12 protein-coding genes and 5 tRNA genes are annotated in these 15,973 nt (G+C 25.9%); 7 read left to right on the top strand and 10 right to left on the bottom strand.

Annotation, left to right across the window (positions count from 1 at the left end):
- Positions 1 to 99: 99 nt before the first annotated feature.
- Complete coding sequence (gene glnS, locus ICW73_01305) at positions 100 to 1,788, bottom strand: glutamine--tRNA ligase (protein QNS02076.1); 1,689 nt, start codon at positions 1,786 to 1,788, stop codon at positions 100 to 102.
- A 120-nt stretch (positions 1,789 to 1,908) separates the two neighbouring features.
- Here glnS and ICW73_01300 point away from each other — a divergent pair.
- The 4 genes from ICW73_01300 (at position 1,909) to rpiA (ending at position 3,026) form a co-directional block, all read left to right on the top strand.
- Positions 1,909 to 1,985, top strand: a tRNA-Met gene (locus ICW73_01300).
- 11 nt (positions 1,986 to 1,996) lie between these two features.
- Positions 1,997 to 2,078, top strand: a tRNA-Leu gene (locus ICW73_01295).
- 28 nt (positions 2,079 to 2,106) lie between these two features.
- Positions 2,107 to 2,180: transfer RNA gene (locus ICW73_01290), tRNA-Gln, on the top strand.
- Between the two features lie 171 nt (positions 2,181 to 2,351).
- The gene (gene rpiA, locus ICW73_01285) at positions 2,352 to 3,026 is read left to right on the top strand and encodes a ribose-5-phosphate isomerase RpiA (GenBank protein ID QNS02075.1); all 675 of its coding nucleotides are present in this window, start codon (positions 2,352 to 2,354) and stop codon (positions 3,024 to 3,026) included.
- A 424-nt stretch (positions 3,027 to 3,450) separates the two neighbouring features.
- Here rpiA and ICW73_01280 read toward each other — a convergent pair whose 3' ends face one another.
- Together ICW73_01280 and ICW73_01275 are read right to left on the bottom strand one after the other, a co-directional pair.
- Entirely contained in the window at positions 3,451 to 4,185 is a 735-nt protein-coding gene (locus ICW73_01280; protein ID QNS02074.1) for a 16S rRNA (uracil(1498)-N(3))-methyltransferase, read from the bottom strand.
- Between the two features lie 18 nt (positions 4,186 to 4,203).
- Positions 4,204 to 4,923 carry an endonuclease gene (locus ICW73_01275; GenBank protein ID QNS02073.1) on the bottom strand — a complete coding sequence of 240 codons (720 nt, stop codon included), beginning with the start codon at positions 4,921 to 4,923 and terminating at the stop codon, positions 4,204 to 4,206.
- Between the two features lie 230 nt (positions 4,924 to 5,153).
- Here ICW73_01275 and metK point away from each other — a divergent pair, with 230 nt between their 5' ends.
- Positions 5,154 to 6,296 carry a methionine adenosyltransferase gene (gene metK / locus ICW73_01270; GenBank protein ID QNS02072.1) on the top strand — a complete coding sequence of 381 codons (1,143 nt, stop codon included), beginning with the start codon at positions 5,154 to 5,156 and terminating at the stop codon, positions 6,294 to 6,296.
- 123 nt (positions 6,297 to 6,419) lie between these two features.
- Here metK and gshA read toward each other — a convergent pair whose 3' ends face one another.
- The 5 genes from gshA to alaS form a co-directional block, all read right to left on the bottom strand.
- The gene (gene gshA, locus ICW73_01265) at positions 6,420 to 7,967 is read right to left on the bottom strand and encodes a glutamate--cysteine ligase (GenBank protein QNS02071.1); all 1,548 of its coding nucleotides are present in this window, start codon (positions 7,965 to 7,967) and stop codon (positions 6,420 to 6,422) included.
- A 139-nt stretch (positions 7,968 to 8,106) separates the two neighbouring features.
- Positions 8,107 to 8,180: transfer RNA gene (locus tag ICW73_01260), tRNA-Arg, on the bottom strand.
- Positions 8,181 to 8,203: 23 nt separating this feature from the next.
- Positions 8,204 to 8,295 (bottom strand) — tRNA-Ser (locus tag ICW73_01255).
- Between the two features lie 140 nt (positions 8,296 to 8,435).
- Positions 8,436 to 8,618, bottom strand: a complete 183-nt coding sequence (csrA, locus tag ICW73_01250; protein QNS02070.1) for a carbon storage regulator CsrA — start codon at positions 8,616 to 8,618, stop codon at positions 8,436 to 8,438.
- Positions 8,619 to 8,807: 189 nt separating this feature from the next.
- On the bottom strand, positions 8,808 to 11,441 hold the full coding sequence (alaS, locus tag ICW73_01245) for an alanine--tRNA ligase (GenBank protein QNS02069.1): 2,634 nt from the start codon (positions 11,439 to 11,441) through the stop codon (positions 8,808 to 8,810).
- Between the two features lie 702 nt (positions 11,442 to 12,143).
- Between alaS and rluD the strand changes: the two genes are divergently transcribed.
- Positions 12,144 to 13,073 carry a 23S rRNA pseudouridine(1911/1915/1917) synthase RluD gene (rluD, locus tag ICW73_01240; protein ID QNS02068.1) on the top strand — a complete coding sequence of 310 codons (930 nt, stop codon included), beginning with the start codon at positions 12,144 to 12,146 and terminating at the stop codon, positions 13,071 to 13,073.
- A 390-nt stretch (positions 13,074 to 13,463) separates the two neighbouring features.
- Here the strand turns inward: rluD and aroQ are convergent, their stop codons facing one another.
- On the bottom strand, positions 13,464 to 13,913 hold the full coding sequence (gene aroQ / locus ICW73_01235) for a type II 3-dehydroquinate dehydratase (protein ID QNS02067.1): 450 nt from the start codon (positions 13,911 to 13,913) through the stop codon (positions 13,464 to 13,466).
- Between the two features lie 164 nt (positions 13,914 to 14,077).
- On the opposite strand from aroQ, the gene tldD reads away from it, so the two are divergent.
- Positions 14,078 to 15,529, top strand: coding sequence for a metalloprotease TldD (tldD, locus tag ICW73_01230; protein ID QNS02066.1), 1,452 nt, complete (start codon positions 14,078 to 14,080; stop codon positions 15,527 to 15,529).
- Between the two features lie 88 nt (positions 15,530 to 15,617).
- Here the strand turns inward: tldD and rplS are convergent, their stop codons facing one another.
- On the bottom strand, positions 15,618 to 15,971 hold the full coding sequence (gene rplS, locus ICW73_01225) for a 50S ribosomal protein L19 (GenBank protein QNS02065.1): 354 nt from the start codon (positions 15,969 to 15,971) through the stop codon (positions 15,618 to 15,620).
- Positions 15,972 to 15,973 lie beyond the last annotated feature (2 nt).

The following is a 15,973-nucleotide window of genomic DNA, read 5'->3' as shown; positions in this document are numbered from 1 at the left end:
TTAGTTAAAATTAATAGGTGTTTAATATAAAATTATTTTTTTAATATTTTAATATTAAGCTAAATAAAAATATTTTTATTTCAAATAAAATAATTTTTATCATATTTTTTGTTTTAGATTATCGCGTAAATTCACTGTACGGTTAAATACTAAATAATTTTTTGTTGTACTCATTGTATCTATGCAAAAATAACCAATTCTTTCAAATTGAAAAAAAGATATATGATTTTGATCATGAATATTTTTTTGTATTTCATTTGCAATATTTTTTTCAATAAAACCATGTTTAATAATTAATGATTTTGGATTGATATAAGATAAAAATTCTTTTTTTTGTTCTGGATTTTTCACTGTGAATAATTGATCATATAAACGAAATTCTGATGGATAAGTATTTTTAATTGCAATCCAGTGTATTACTGAAGGATTTTTTTCGTTGTCAAGTTTTTTACCTAAAGTATTTTTATAACAATAACATATTATATTAATAATATTTCCATAATTATCTTTTTCTATTTTTTCTGCTTTAATTATATATGCATATCTTAATCTTATTTTTTTTCCTAATTTTAATCGTTTATATTTTTTATCATATCTTTCTTGAAAATCAGAACGTTCAATATATATTGTATTTGTGAAAATAATTTCATGTGTACCAAGTTCAGGTCTATGAGGATGATTAGGTATAGTGAATATTTCTTCGTGATGACTATGTAAATTATATAAAGATACCTTTATCGGATCTAAGACTGCCATTATTCGTATTGCAGTTTGATTTAGTTCTTTTCTAATGCAATATTCTAACATAGAAAATTGTATTAAATGATTTTGTTTAGTCACACCAACATTTTTGCAAAATTTTCGGATAGAAGATGCGGTGTATCCCTTTCTACGTAATCCAGAAATTGTGAGTAAACGGGGATCATTCCAATCTTGAACTATTTTTTTGTTTATTAGTATATTTAATTTTCTTTTAGATAATAGTGAGTATTCTAAATTTAATCGAGAAAATTCATACTGTTGAGGACATTTTTTAATATCTAAATTTTTTAAAATCCAATTATATAGATGTTTGTTATCCTGAAATTCTAATGTACATAATGAATGAGTGATATTTTCGATTGAATCAGAAAGACAATGAGCAAAATCGTACATGGGGTATATGCACCATTTATTTTTTTTTTGATGATGTTTATCAAATATAATTCTGTACAAAACTGGATCTCGCATAACAATATTTGCAGAATTCATATCAATTTTTGCGCGCAAACATGCTTTTCCTGCAGGAAAATCCCCATTTTTCATTTTTTTAAATAATTCCATATTTTTTTGGATTGTGCGATTTCGATATGGACTGTTTATACCTGGTTTTGTTAATGTTCCTCTATATTGTCGTATTTGATCTTTTGTTAATTCATCTACATATGCAAGTCCTTTATCAATTAAAACTTTTGCGTATTGATATAAAATAGAAAAATATTCAGAAGTATAGTGAGTTTTTTCATTCCATTGATAACCTAACCATTTAATGTCCCGTTTAATAGAGTTTATGTACTTAATATTTTCTTTTAATGGATTTGTATCATCAAAACGAAGATTGCATGTTCCTTTATATATATTTGCTAATTCAAAGTTTAAACATATCGATTTAGCATGTCCAATATGAAGATATCCGTTCGGTTCCGGTGGAAATCGAGTACGAATAAACAGATTATTATCTTTTTTAATATCTTTTTTAATAATGTTTAAGATAAAATTTTTATTATTTTTGTCATTTATAATATTCATGTATTTTTAATATGTTAATTGTTGTAATTTGTGTTATACAAGTAAAAATATATTTTATCGATAAGAATTTTTGTTGATTATTTGATGTATATATTATAAAATTTAAAGGCTGTTTTTTAAAGCTACGTAGCTCAGTTGGTTAGAGCACAGCACTCATAACGCTGGGGTCATGGGTTCAATTCCCGTCGTAGCTACCATTTTAATGCGTGCGGGAGTGGCGAAAATGGTAGACGCACCAGATTTAGGTTCTGGCGCCGAAAGGTTTGCGAGTTCAAATCTCGCCTCCCGTAGTAACAGTGTATTTTAAAAATTTAATAATGGGGTATAGCCAAGTGGTAAGGCACCGGTTTTTGATACCGGCATCCCTGGTTCGAATCCAGGTACCCCAGCCATTCCTAAAACATTTTTCAAAACTATTTCATATAACCATTTTCTTTATACCTATACATTGCAAATGTTAAATGTTTTCAATAGTTATTGATGTTACATTATATTAAACTTTTTATTTATTCAAATCAAAAAATCTATTTATTTATTTTTTTATAGTATTTTTTAAAATTAAAATGAACGTAAGTAAATTAAAAAAAAAAGTTGCATGGGCTGTATTAGATTATATTCATCCTGGTGATATTGTTGGAATAGGAACTGGGACTACCATTTTTTATTTGATTGAAGCATTAAGTACAATAAAAAATGTTATATGTGGAACGGTGTCTAGCTCAGATTATTCTACTAATTTGCTAAAAAAACAAGGAATACGAGTATTTAATTTACAGAATTTTAATTCAGTAGAAATATATATTGATAGTGCTGATGAAATCAATCGTCATATGCAAATGATTAAAGGAGGAGGTGCAGCTTTAACACGTGAAAAAATTATTGCTGCAATGTCAAAAAAATTTATTTGTATTGTAGATCATACTAAAATCGTAGATGTTCTTGGTAAATTTCCTTTGCCTATAGAAATTATTCCGACATCATTGTCTTATATTTCAAAAGAAATAATTAATATTGGAGGAAATCCTCAACATCGCAAAAATATTATCACGGATAATGGAAACATCATAATAGATGTACATAATTTATGTATTACAGATCCGATCTCAATGGAAAAAACAATTAATTCATTTCCTGGAGTGGTTACAGTGGGTTTATTTGCTGCTAGAGGCGCAGATATTGTATTAGTCAGTACTACAAAAGGTATAAAAGTTATAAAAAATAATTTTTATAAAAAATAATTTTTTAAATAAGATCAATGTTTTATATATTTCTTAAACAATATCATGAAATGTTTGTATACAACTAGTCATTTTTAATTAAAAACATGGTAATATAAAAATATTATGTTACTTTAAAAATATAAATTTAGTTTTTATATGACGGAATTGTTTTTTTATTATGAATTTAAATGTTTCAATGGTAACAAATTTATAATATTTAAATTAATAGTGTTCAATTTTCTATTTAATAAAAATAAGGTATATCATGATAATGATTCGTAATTGAAATATTGCATTTTTTGTAAAAAATTTAATGACATTTTTAAAATACATGCAGTATTATCTTAATTACTATTGATTGTTGTCAAATTTATATTTAATATTTTTTACTCTATTATTTTTTATAATTTTAAATTTATCTAAAAATGCAAAGATAACTTTTTTATAGATCTCCAAATTGTACTTGAAGAGCTGTAATAGCTGCAATAGAAGCTGTTTCTGATCTTAATATCCTTGGTCCAATTTTAATTGAAAGAAATCCATATTGAATAATTTTTTTTATTATTTCATCGGAAAAACCTATTTCAGATCCTACTATTATTTTTACATATTTTATTGTTTTTGGTAAATCTTTTAGCGTTAATTGGGAATTAGGATGAAAAATAATATTTATGTTGTTCTTGTTGTTTTTTTTGCACCATAAAAGAATTTGTTCTGGTGGATAAATTTTTGGAAGAACATTTCTTTTGCATTGTTTGCAGGATGAAATTATGATATTTTGCCAATGTTGTATTTTTTTTAAAAAATGCGTTTTTTTATTTTTTAAACAGGATTCAAAAAATAATGGTGTAATAGTTTTTACCCCCAATTCAGTTGATTTTTGAATAGTTAAATCCATATTTTTTTTATTTGATATAATTTGACCTAGATGAATATGAACAGGTGATTCAAAATTTTTATACGTTTTTTCAGTTATCTCGATTAGTACCCTTTTCTTTTTTATTTCAATTATTTTTGCTAGAAATATATAATTAGTATTATTAAAGATTTCTAATTGATCTTGAGTTTTTGCTCTTAATACGTTTTTTACATGATGTATTTGATCTATTGGTAGACAATATATTTGATGAGCATTTAAATGATTTTTGATATAAATTCTTGGAACGTATTTTTTCATAGATTGTATCTTTTATTATTAAAAGTTTATTTTACTACATTGTTTACGTACATATTCATTATGATTCCCTTGCTTTTGGAATATTATTTTTTCTCTTTTACATTCCCATGGAGTTACGGGAAATTCTTTGTTCCACTTTGTAAACATTATTTTTTGTTGTTTGGATAAATAAATTTTGTATTTTTTGCTCATATAAAAATAGGTTCTGGCTATTGCTCCCCGAGCGCGTGCAGGTGGTTCTGCTATTTTTTTCTTAAAATCGATTTTCATTTGACATCGACCATATTGTTGAATATTTTTATCGATTTTACCATACATAAAATTTGATCGATCACTATTAATTTCACCGATAGATGGTTGTAAATTATGTAGGTCAGACGCAATATTTTCGTATTTTTTATTTTCCATACATTTTTTACGTCCTCCTGTTTTCCAACATTTTTCTTTATTACCAAATTGCCAGGCTGGCATTACATGTTCCCATTCGATTCTTGTTGCTCGATTCTTATTTTTTCGTATTTTATAACCACAAGATGACAGTATAGGAATACCTTTTTTTTCTTTCCAAACAATTTTGCATCCGCAATAGAATGAACCTGGTGCATTTTTATGAATTTTAATTGCTTCAGTTTTTGCATAATAAAAACTCTTTATATTATTTGTTTCGTTTTTATGTTTTTTATTCAGTAAAATACAAATTAGAATACTGGTTAAAAAAATAAGTATTTTTTTTATCATTATGGATTTTTATCTATCTGAAAAAGTTAAATTTTTATATAATATATTTTTATTTTTAATAAAAAGATAGTTTTTTTACCAATTTTAATATATTTTTCTTTTTTTTAAAAATTTAAATGTATAAGAATGATATTCTTAATCTTAGTGATATTAATTTTGATATAAGATACATTTTTTATAATAGGTTGTTCAAAAATTTTAAAATACATATATATAAGGTAAACATAAATATGACTGAATATCTTTTTACATCTGAATCTGTTTCAGAAGGACACCCAGACAAAATTGCTGATCAAATTTCTGATGCCATATTAGATGAAATTCTAAAACAAGATGTAAAAGCACGTGTTGCTTGCGAAACTTATGTTAAAACTGGCATGGTGTTAATTGGCGGTGAAATTACAACGACTGCATGGGTTGATGTTGACGAAATTGCTAGAAAAACTATTAAAGATATTGGATATATTAATTCAGATACTGGATTTAATGCGAATTCTTGCGCGGTTCTTAGTGCTATAGGAAAACAATCAGAAGATATTCATCAAGGAATAGACCGTTTAAATCCATTAGAACAAGGTGCTGGAGATCAAGGTAGTATATTTGGTTATGCTACTAATGAAACAGAAGTGTTTATGCCTGCTCCGATTACTTATGCTCATCTTTTAGTTAAAAAACAGTCTGAGTTAAGAAAAAAAAATATTTTATCTTGGCTTCAACCAGATGCTAAAAGTCAAGTGACATTTCAGTATAAAAATAATAAAGTTATTGGAGTAGATACAATTGTCTTCTCTACTCAACATAGCAAAAATATTTCACAAAATGTCTTGAAAGAAGCTGTTATGGATGAAATTATAAAGCCAGTTTTACCAAGTAAATGGTTAACAAAAAATACAAAATTTTTAATTAATCCTACAGGTAGATTTGTAATTGGCGGTCCTTTGGGAGACTGTGGTTTGACTGGTCGAAAAATTATTGTTGATACTTATGGTGGTATGTCTAGGCATGGAGGTGGTGCGTTTTCTGGAAAAGATCCTTCAAAAGTAGATAGATCTGCAGCATACGCAGCTAGGTATGTTGCGAAAAATATTGTCGCAGCTGGTTTAGCTGATCGATGTGAAATACAATTGTCATACGCTATTGGAGTTTCTGAACCAACTTCTATTATGATAGATACTTTCGGTACTGGAAAAATAAGTAATAAATCTTTAATTGCCGTAGTGCGTAATACGTTTGATTTGCGTCCTTATGGTTTGATAAAAATGCTGAATTTATTGCAACCTATTTATCTTCAAACTGCAACATATGGACATTTTGGAAGAAACGAGTTTCCATGGGAAAAAATTGATAAAGTACATGTTTTATCTGAAAAATAAAATTTTATATGTGTGTTTAGATTATGTTTTTCGGAGAGTTTATTTTAGTGTTTAATAAAGATTTTGTCATATTTGCAGTAAAAATCTTTTTTAAAACTATATTATTTGATGTGTTGATTTCTTTTATATAGATAAATACTGTTCTAAAGATAATTGATCTTTTTTTTCTATCTTTTTCTGTTCTTGATGCGATCGAATTGTTTCATTGTTCAAGATAGTTTGATAAATATTCGATCGATTTTTTTTTAGAAAAATATTATGATATTTTTTCGCTAAATCTAATCCTGCTTGTTTTATTCCTGTATTGAGTAATATTTTTAGTAATTGTGCTGAATAGGTTAGTTCTGGATTATACAAAAATGGTTCGATTGCCTTACATGTATTTTGATATAAAATATTATTAGAATTATGATCGAGAATGAACGCAATTTTTTTTAAATCTTGAAATATTTTACATCCAACTTCTGATATTTTTTTTGTTTTTTTTTGTGAGTTAATAAATATTTTTTGATTTGGTTTTCTACCTTCTAAAATAATTTTCTTCCAATTTTTTATAGTTAATGCAAAGTCATTTTTATTCATTTTTGGAGCATCAACTAATGCGCACCAAATTAAAAATAAATCTAATAATAATATTTGGTGTTTATTTATACCGATAGGAGAAAATGGATTGATATCCAAAGAACGTATTTCTACATATTCAATACCTCTATCATTTAGAGCTTCTAATAATGTTTCACCTTGATGTGTATTTCTTTTAGGTCTAATTTGAGTATATAATTCATTTTCTATTTGTAATATATTGGTGTTTAACTGTTTAAAATTTCCAATTTTATCTTTGATTCCGATATTAAAAAATTTTTTTGATGTTGTTGTAAGCGCCTTTTTAAATGATTTTATATATGTTTCTAAGTCATTAAACATAATATCCAAATCCATTATTGAAGTATTAGTATATCCACAATCACTGAGTCTTAAAGAGGTTGCCCATGGTAAATATAACATATTTTCTTTATTTCTCTTAAATGAATGATATAGTGTTTTTGAATTTTTTAAAAAACATGATGGTATTGCTGGTGATGCACCAAATAAGTAAGGAATAATCCATCCAAAGCGGTAATAATTTCTGATTAATTTTAAATATCCTGACGAAATGTAATCGCTTTCTTTTTTAATATTTTTTTCATGAGACCAAAATTCTTTAGGTAATGAAAAATTATAGTGTGTTCCTGAAATTATATTCACTAAATCGCCATATCTATTTTTTAGTCCTTTTCGATAGATATATTTTTTCATGCCGATATTTGATGTTCCGTATTTCGCTATCTTTATTTTTTGAATAGAGTTGTAAAAATATGGAATACTCAAGGGCCACATGAGTTCATTATTGTTTTTTGATGCAGAAAAAACATGTAATTCTTCTAAAAATGTTAATAAATAATCTATGTTGTTGCTGACAGGAGTAATAAATTCTAATAGGTTTTCTGCAAAATCAGTTGTAATCCATTTGTGCGTTAAGGCTGAACCAATTGAATGCGGATGTGAATTTTGAGAAAAAAGACCGTTTTTTGTAATTCTTAACGTTTCACGTTCAATCCCCCGAAAAATTTTGTCTAGTATTTTTGAATTATTTTTTAACCAATTAATTTTTTTCGAGATATCTTGTATCAATTTTTTCTCCTAATTTAAATATTTTTATGGTTGTTGTGATTTTGAAAGAGAAATATATAGAATATATGAAAGATTTGAATGTAATTATATTTAATACTTATTAAATATCAGATATGTTATTTTTTACAAAATTTTATGTTGCATCCGGAAGGATTTGAACCTCCGACCGCTCGGTTCGTAGCCGAGTACTCTGTCCATCTGAGCTACGGATGCAAAAAATATTTATATTGTAAAAATGGCAGTGAGAGAGGGATTCGAACCCTCGATGCAAGTTGTCTTACATACTCCCTTAGCAGGGGAGCGCCTTAATCCACTCGGCCATCTCACCAGACTAAAATTTTTATTTTTTCTATTGTATTTTACGTTTTTTTTTATATAAGTCAAATTATTTTATAATGATTGTAATGCTAATTATATAACATATTAAGTTGCATCTTACTTAACAGGAGTAAGATGCAATATTAACAATTAATTTTTTTTTTGTTTTTTTTCAGATTGAATACGTTGATATATTTCTTCACGATGAACCGAAATTTCTTTAGGGGCATTTATACCAATACGCACTTGATTACCCTTTACTCCTAATACTGTCACAGTTATTTCATCGCCGATTATTAATGTTTCGCCCACTCGACGAGTTAGAATAAGCATTCTTTGTTCCTTAAAATATTAAAAAAAGTACGATTTATCTAATTTTATCATTTTAAAATAATATAAACTTTAGTAAAAACTGTAAAATATATTAAATTGTATGAAATTATATAATTTTAAATATTATTTAAATTTATTTTTAAAAAAACAAACTAATTGGATGTAAATCAAATTTATATTGTGCATATTTTAATTGTTTTTTAATTTTCTATTAATCCACAGTGTAATTTTTTTTAAAATTATATCTAACTTTTTTATATCAGTAGTACCAACTGCAGCAAGATCGTTTTTTCCTCCGCCGTTTCCGTGAGTTTCTTGGATGACAATGTCGATAATACTTTTTGCCGTTATAGAGTTTACTAAATTTTTTGTAATTCCGGAAATCATAGTAAAATGATTATTAACAATATTAATTAATATAATAACTGCATATTCTATTTTTTTTTGTAATTGTTGGACAATTTCTTTTAGTTCTTTATAATTATGGTTATAAAACTTATGAATTAATATTTTTACTCCCTTTATTTCATATGAACAACGTATGATTTTGTTTATTTGATTTATGTTATCTTTGTTTTTTAATTTATCTAGTTTACATGTTAAATGTTTTTGTTGTACTATTAATTTCTGTATTTTTTCTGTTATATCTACAGGGTGAGTATGTAGAATTGAAGATATATTTTGTATTTGATTTTCTTGTTTATGCCAATGTTTTATTGCCATTTTTCCAGTTATTGCTTCGATTCTTTTAATTCCTGATGCTACACTACGATGAGAAACAATTTTAAAAATGCCAATATTGCCAGTTCTTGTGGCGTGGGTTCCTTTGCAAAGTTCGATGGAAAAATCTTCAATAAAAACAGTACGTACAACTGATCTATATTGATTATGAAATAGCGCGATTGCATTTTGTTGTTTTGCATCTTCTAAATTTATTTCTTTAGTTTTTATTGCAATATTATTAAAAATTTTATTGTTTATTATTTTTTCAATTTCATGTATTTGAGGCAACGTAATAGAACCAGAAAAAGAAAAATCAAATCGAAGATGTGTGTCAGTCACTAATGAACCTTTTTGTTCGACAACATTGCCTAGTGTTTTTCGTAGTGTTGCATGTAATAAATGTGTTGCTGAATGATTGTTCTGGATGGATGTTCTTCGCTCTTGGTTTATTTCGCTATAAACACAATCATGTAATTTAATTATTCCAGAATTCATTTTTCCGATATGCCCGATTGTATTTCCGTATTTTTTTGTATTTTCTACTTCGAAATATGCAGTTTTATAGTACAATTGGCCTGTATCTCCTATTTGTCCGCCAGATTCGCTATAAAACGTCGTTCGATCAAGAAAAATAATTCCATGTTCATTTTTACAAATTTCTAAAACTGGTTTTTTATTTACAAAGATGTGTTTTACTTTTGCTGTTATTTTATTTTTTTTATACCCTTGAAATATACAGATATCATTAACAATAATGTCATCATTATAATTTTTATAAAAAGTATTGCTTTTGGATTTAGATCTTTGTTGTTGTTGAAATAATTTATAATTTACGTAATCTATTTGTATTTTTTTTTCTCGACAAATATCTTCTGTTAAATCAACAGGAAAACCAAAGGTATCGTAAAGATAAAATGCTATCTTTCCAGATAAGATATTATTGTTTATGTGTTTAAGTTTCTTATTTAATATTTTTAATCCTACATCCAGAGTTTTAGAGAATTGTATTTCTTCTATTTTCAAAATTTTTTCTATTTCGTAAATTTTATCTTTAAAAAAATTTGCTGATGTACCCATGACTTGTGCAACATCTTGGGCTAATTTATAGAAAAAAATTTTTTTTATTCCAATTTTTCGTCCATGTCTTAACGCTCGTCTAATAATTCGTCTTAAAACGTATCCACGATGTTCGTTTGATGGTTTGATACCATCAGCGATAATATAGGTAGATGATCTAATATGATCAGCTATAATTTTTAAAGATATATGATTTGAATTTGTTAAGTTGCTAAATTTAGATATTTTTTTGATAAGTGTATCGAATATATCGATATTATAATTTGATCGTACATTTTGTAGGACTGAAGATATCCTTTCTAATCCCATACCAGTGTCTATCGATTTATTTGGTAAGGGAATAATATTTGTTTTAGAAATTCGATTAAATTCTATAAAAACAATATTCCAAATTTCGAGAAAACGCTGTGTCTTATTTTCTATAAAATCTGTAATGTTATCTATTGATCCATTTCCGTAATCATAGAATATTTCAGTACAAGGACCACACGGTCCATTATCACTCATTTGCCAAAAATTTTCAGAGTTATATTGGCAATTGTTTTTATCGCCTATTTTGATGATATGTTCAATAGGTACTTTAATAATATTTTTCCATATTTCATAAGTTTCATTATCATCTTTATATACAGAAATCCATAATTTATTTTTTGGTATATTAAACCATTTTTGTGACGTTAATAATTCCCAAGCATATTGGATTGCTTCTAGTTTAAAATAGTCATTGAAACTAAAATTTCCTAACATTTCAAAGAACGTATGATGTTTTTCAGTATATCCTACATTGTCTAAATCATTATGTTTTCCTCCGGTTCTTAAACAACGTTGTACAGTAGCAATTTTAGAATACGTACTGTTTTTTTGTCCTAAAAAAAAATCTTTAAATTGATTCATACCTGCGTTAGTAAAAAGTAAAGTTGTATCGTCTTTTGGAATTAATGAACTGCTTGGAATAATGATATGTCCTTTTGTTTTAAAAAAATTTAAAAAGGATTGACGTATCTCATGCGTTGTATTTTTCATGGAAATTCTTAATTAATTTAAAAATTTAAAGTATTATATATTAATTTTATAAAATAATTTTTTAATAAATAAATGCAGTTTAATAAAAAAATAATTGTCAAAAATATTTTAAATATATTATAGTTTTAAATTAAGATGGTCTTTTTATAATAATTTTAGATTGTATTTTTACTATTTTTTAACTTGTGTTATTTAATTTATTGTAGGTGTATAATTTAATACAAATGAGTACCTAATATATTTAAAAAATTATTTTTATACAAATTTTTATTGGGTACAGGATTAATATATTATGAAATAATTTTAGACGTTAAAATTATTCTGCTAAATTATTAAATAAATATTTATTGTATCAGTAAAATTATATTTATAATAAATTATCTATTAAAAATTTTATGAATATTTATACGATGTAAAAAATTTTATATAATAAATTAGATATGGAAATAATATTTTGGAAATATTTTATTAATTGTTTTAATAATTTTAATTATAATTATTAATTATTTCCATTTAAAAGTTGTTATTTAAAAATTTATAGTAATTATTTTTCATGAAATAAATTACAAGTTGTCTTTTCCTAATTGTTCAATATATATTATTGAATTTATGAATAGCGAGATAAAAATAATATATTTTTTATCATTAAATGTATTATTGTTATTAAAAAATATTTTTTAAAAATTATAAAGGCATGTTGTATTGAAAAAAATAAAATTGATTGCGATTGTTCCATATTTTTTTTTAAAAAAAAGATTAGATCAGGTATTAGTTATACTATTTAAACAATATTCTCGTGTTTATTTAAAACATTTAATTAAATCCAATCAAGTTTTAGTAAATCAGAGAGTAATTAATAAACCAAATAAAAAGGTATTTGGTGGAGAAAAAATTATAGTTTATGTAATTATGGATGATGTATTAGTCAATTTTTCTGAAAACATATCTTTAAATATTATTTATGAAGATGACATAATTTTAGTAATCAATAAACCGCCTGGTGTAGTTGTTCATCCTGGCCCTGGTCATGAATATGGAACAATTTTCGATGCTTTATTACATCGTTATAATAACAGTAAGAATTTACCCCGAGCAGGTATCGTTCATAGATTAGATAAAGATACCAGTGGCTTAATGATTGTTGCAAAAAACCTTTTTTCCTATAATTATTTATTAAAACAAATTAAAGAAAGACAAATTACTCGAAAATATCAAAGTATTGTACAAGGAAATATGATTTCCGGTAATACAATAGATGCGCCAATAATGCGTCATAGCGTACATAGAACACGTATGACTATTAACAATTTAGGAAAAAAATCGATTACCCATTATAGGATAATTCAACGTTTTAAACATTATACTCATATAGAAGTAACATTAGAGACAGGACGAACTCATCAAATTCGTGTTCACATGCAATATATTAAATATCCTATAGTTGGTGATACTGTATACAAATGTATACGATATAATTTAAATTATATCAATTCAATCAATCAATTTCATCGTCAAGCTTTACATGCTCATTATTTATCTTTTTATCATCCTATTAGTCAATCTTTAATGTTTTGGGAAATACCTTTACCAAAAGATATGCAAATTCTACTTAAAGATTTACAAAAGATTTAAAAATTTTTATTATTTTAATAATTTTTTGTTTTTTCGGGTTTATAGATAGTGTATAAAATAAAATACCATAAAATATTTATATTTTTAACAGTATTAATTTTTATATATAATATGTGCGCGTAAATAAATATTCAATTATTTTTGTTTTAATAAAATAATTTTTTAATAAAAATATAATGTTATAATTTAAATTTTATATTTTTAAAATATAGCTTATATTGAAAAATATTTTTGGAGTTTATAATTTTTTAAACCTAATGTATTACTTCGATTGTGTTAAATATTTTTTAAATTAATAAATTTAACATATTTGTGATATCTTATAAAGATTACATATAATTTATATATAGTTGTACATTTTGTATCAAGTTATTTTGACGTGATATGTGTTTATGAAGATGTAAGTCGATTATATATTGTTTTTAATGCCCATTGATATCCATCTAACCCTAGCCCACAAATGATACCGTTGGAAATATCAGATAACCAAGAATGAGAACGAAAATGTTCTCGAGCATAAATATTTGAGATATGAACTTCAATAAATGGAATATCTACTGCAATTAATGCATCCCGTATTGCTATGCTAGTATGAGTAAAAGCGGCAGGATTGATGATAATATAATTAATATTTTTTCTTGCAGCATGAATATTTTCAATCAGAATATTTTCTGAATTGGACTGTACATGCTTTAGTGAAATATTCATCGATTCAGATTGTTTGTATAGATTTTTTAATAAATCTTTTAACGACACATGACCATAAATTTTTTTTTCTCGAACACCTAAAAGATTTAAGTTAGGTCCGTTAATCAACAAGACATTTATTGGTTTTGTCATATTTTGACCCTTTTTAAAAATGTTATTTTTTAAAACGACTACACAGTAAATCATTTAAAAAAACGAATATAATGATTTATTATTTTTTTACAATACACGTTTTTTATTTTCATATTATCTTTTATAATATATGTTTGTCAATTTTATAATTAAGCGAGTTCAAAATGACATTTGATCTAGTTAGTGAATCTTTATTAACTGAGAATAAAATTAAATATGAAGATCTTTGCATTATTTTAGAAGATTTTCAATCTCACAAATTAGATTACGGAGATTTTTATTTTCAATCGCATTTTTATGAATCTTGGTTTTTAGAAAATGGTATTATTAAAGAAGGAAATTATCACGCCGATCAAGGGGTGGGTGTGAGAGCAGTACACGGTGAAACTACAGGATTTGCGTATGCAGATCAAATATCAGTACATTCTTTAAAAAAAAGCACTAAAATGGCTTGCAGTATATTTTCTAAAAATAGTAACAAAAAGATACAATCATTTTCACAAAAGAAAATTATACCCTTTATTGACACCAACAATCCATTAAATTGTTTTTCATATAAAGAAAAAACTGATTTACTATATCGAGCAAATAATTTAGCCCGAAATTTTGATCCACGTGTTATAGAAGTAAATGTATCTTTAACTGGGTCTTATGAAAAGATACTAATTGCTTCTACTGATGGTGAGTTAGTTTCTGATATAAGACCATTAATTCAATTTTCTATTTCTGTTTTAGCTGAAGACCATGGTAAAAGAGAACGAGGAAGATGCGGAGGAGGAAATCGTACTGATTATAGTTTTTTTTTAGAAAAACATGATATTTCTGGAGAAGTTAGAATTGATCACTGGTCTAAAGAAGCTGTTCGTATCGCTTTATTGAATTTATCTTCAAAATCAGCTCCATCTGGTATGTTTCCAGTTGTATTAGGTTCCGGTTGGCCAGGAGTGTTGTTACATGAAGCAGTTGGTCATGGTTTAGAAGGTGATTTCAATAGAAAAAAAACATCAGTTTTTACTAATATGATAGGAAAACGTGTAGCATCAGATTTATGCACTGTTATTGATGATGGTACTATAAAAAATCAGCGTGGTTCATTTAATGTAGATGATGAAGGTGTAATAAGTCAACGGAATATTTTGATACAAAATGGTATACTGAAAAAATACATGCAAGATAAGTTGAATGCACGTTTAATGGGTGTTAGTCCAACAGGTAACGGAAGACGCGAATCTTACGCTTATTTACCTATGCCAAGAATGACTAATACATATATGTTGCCTGGAAAATCTAATTTAGAAGAAATTATATCCAGTGTTGAATACGGAATATACGCTGTAAACTTTTCTGGTGGTCAAGTAGATATCACTTCTGGAAAATTCGTATTTTCTACATCAGAAGCTTATTTAGTTAAAAATGGTAAGATTGTTACACCTATTAAAAATACAACGTTGATTGGTTCTGGATTAGAAGTAATGCAAAACATTATTATGGTTGGTGATGATCTGAAAATGGATGAAGGTATGGGTATATGCGGAAAAGATGGTCAAAATATTCCTGTAGGAATAGGTCAACCTTCTATCAAACTGAAATCATTAACTATAGGCGGAACTTCTTAAAATAAATAAACATGATTTTTAGTAGTTTTAAATTATATATCAATTTAATGCAGTCAAAAAATATATGTTATGACTGCATGTGACAGCACTAATTTTGTTTTATGCGTTCTTTAATGCGAGCTGATTTTCCAGTTCTATATCTTAAATAATATAATTTAGCTTTTTTTACTAAACCTGTTCTTTTGACTATAATTTTTTCAATACTATGAGAATGCATTTGAAATACGCGTTCAACACCTTCTGCATTAGATACTCTTCTTACAGTAAAAGATGTGTTTAAATAGCGATTTCTTTTTGCTATTACAATCCCTTCAAAAGATTGTAAGCGTTTTTTTGATCCTTCTAAAACCCAAACTTGTACTTCGATAGTATCTCCTGGTCGAAAAGTAGGTATGTTTTTTTTAATTTGTGTTTTTTCAATGTTTTGGATAATTATTGACATAT

The sequence above is a fragment of the Buchnera aphidicola (Pentalonia nigronervosa) genome, from assembly GCA_014622685.1.
Classification (GTDB): domain Bacteria; phylum Pseudomonadota; class Gammaproteobacteria; order Enterobacterales; family Enterobacteriaceae; genus Buchnera; species Buchnera aphidicola_BD.
Note: the sequence above shows the minus strand (reverse complement) of the source record. Positions and strands in the feature narration are given on the sequence as shown.

Excerpts from the sequence above, each read along its gene's own strand:
- glnS (QNS02076.1), bottom strand. The coding sequence starts at position 1,788 with ATGAATATTATAAATGACAAAAATAATAAAAATTTTATCTTAAACATT.
- rpiA (QNS02075.1), top strand. The coding sequence starts at position 2,352 with ATGAACGTAAGTAAATTAAAAAAAAAAGTTGCATGGGCTGTATTAGAT.
- ICW73_01280 (QNS02074.1), bottom strand. The coding sequence starts at position 4,185 with ATGAAAAAATACGTTCCAAGAATTTATATCAAAAATCATTTAAATGCT.
- ICW73_01275 (QNS02073.1), bottom strand. The coding sequence starts at position 4,923 with ATGATAAAAAAAATACTTATTTTTTTAACCAGTATTCTAATTTGTATT.
- metK (QNS02072.1), top strand. The coding sequence starts at position 5,154 with ATGACTGAATATCTTTTTACATCTGAATCTGTTTCAGAAGGACACCCA.
- csrA (QNS02070.1), bottom strand. The coding sequence starts at position 8,618 with ATGCTTATTCTAACTCGTCGAGTGGGCGAAACATTAATAATCGGCGAT.
- alaS (QNS02069.1), bottom strand. The coding sequence starts at position 11,441 with ATGAAAAATACAACGCATGAGATACGTCAATCCTTTTTAAATTTTTTT.
- aroQ (QNS02067.1), bottom strand. The coding sequence starts at position 13,913 with ATGACAAAACCAATAAATGTCTTGTTGATTAACGGACCTAACTTAAAT.
- tldD (QNS02066.1), top strand. The coding sequence starts at position 14,078 with ATGACATTTGATCTAGTTAGTGAATCTTTATTAACTGAGAATAAAATT.
- rplS (QNS02065.1), bottom strand. The coding sequence starts at position 15,971 with ATGTCAATAATTATCCAAAACATTGAAAAAACACAAATTAAAAAAAAC.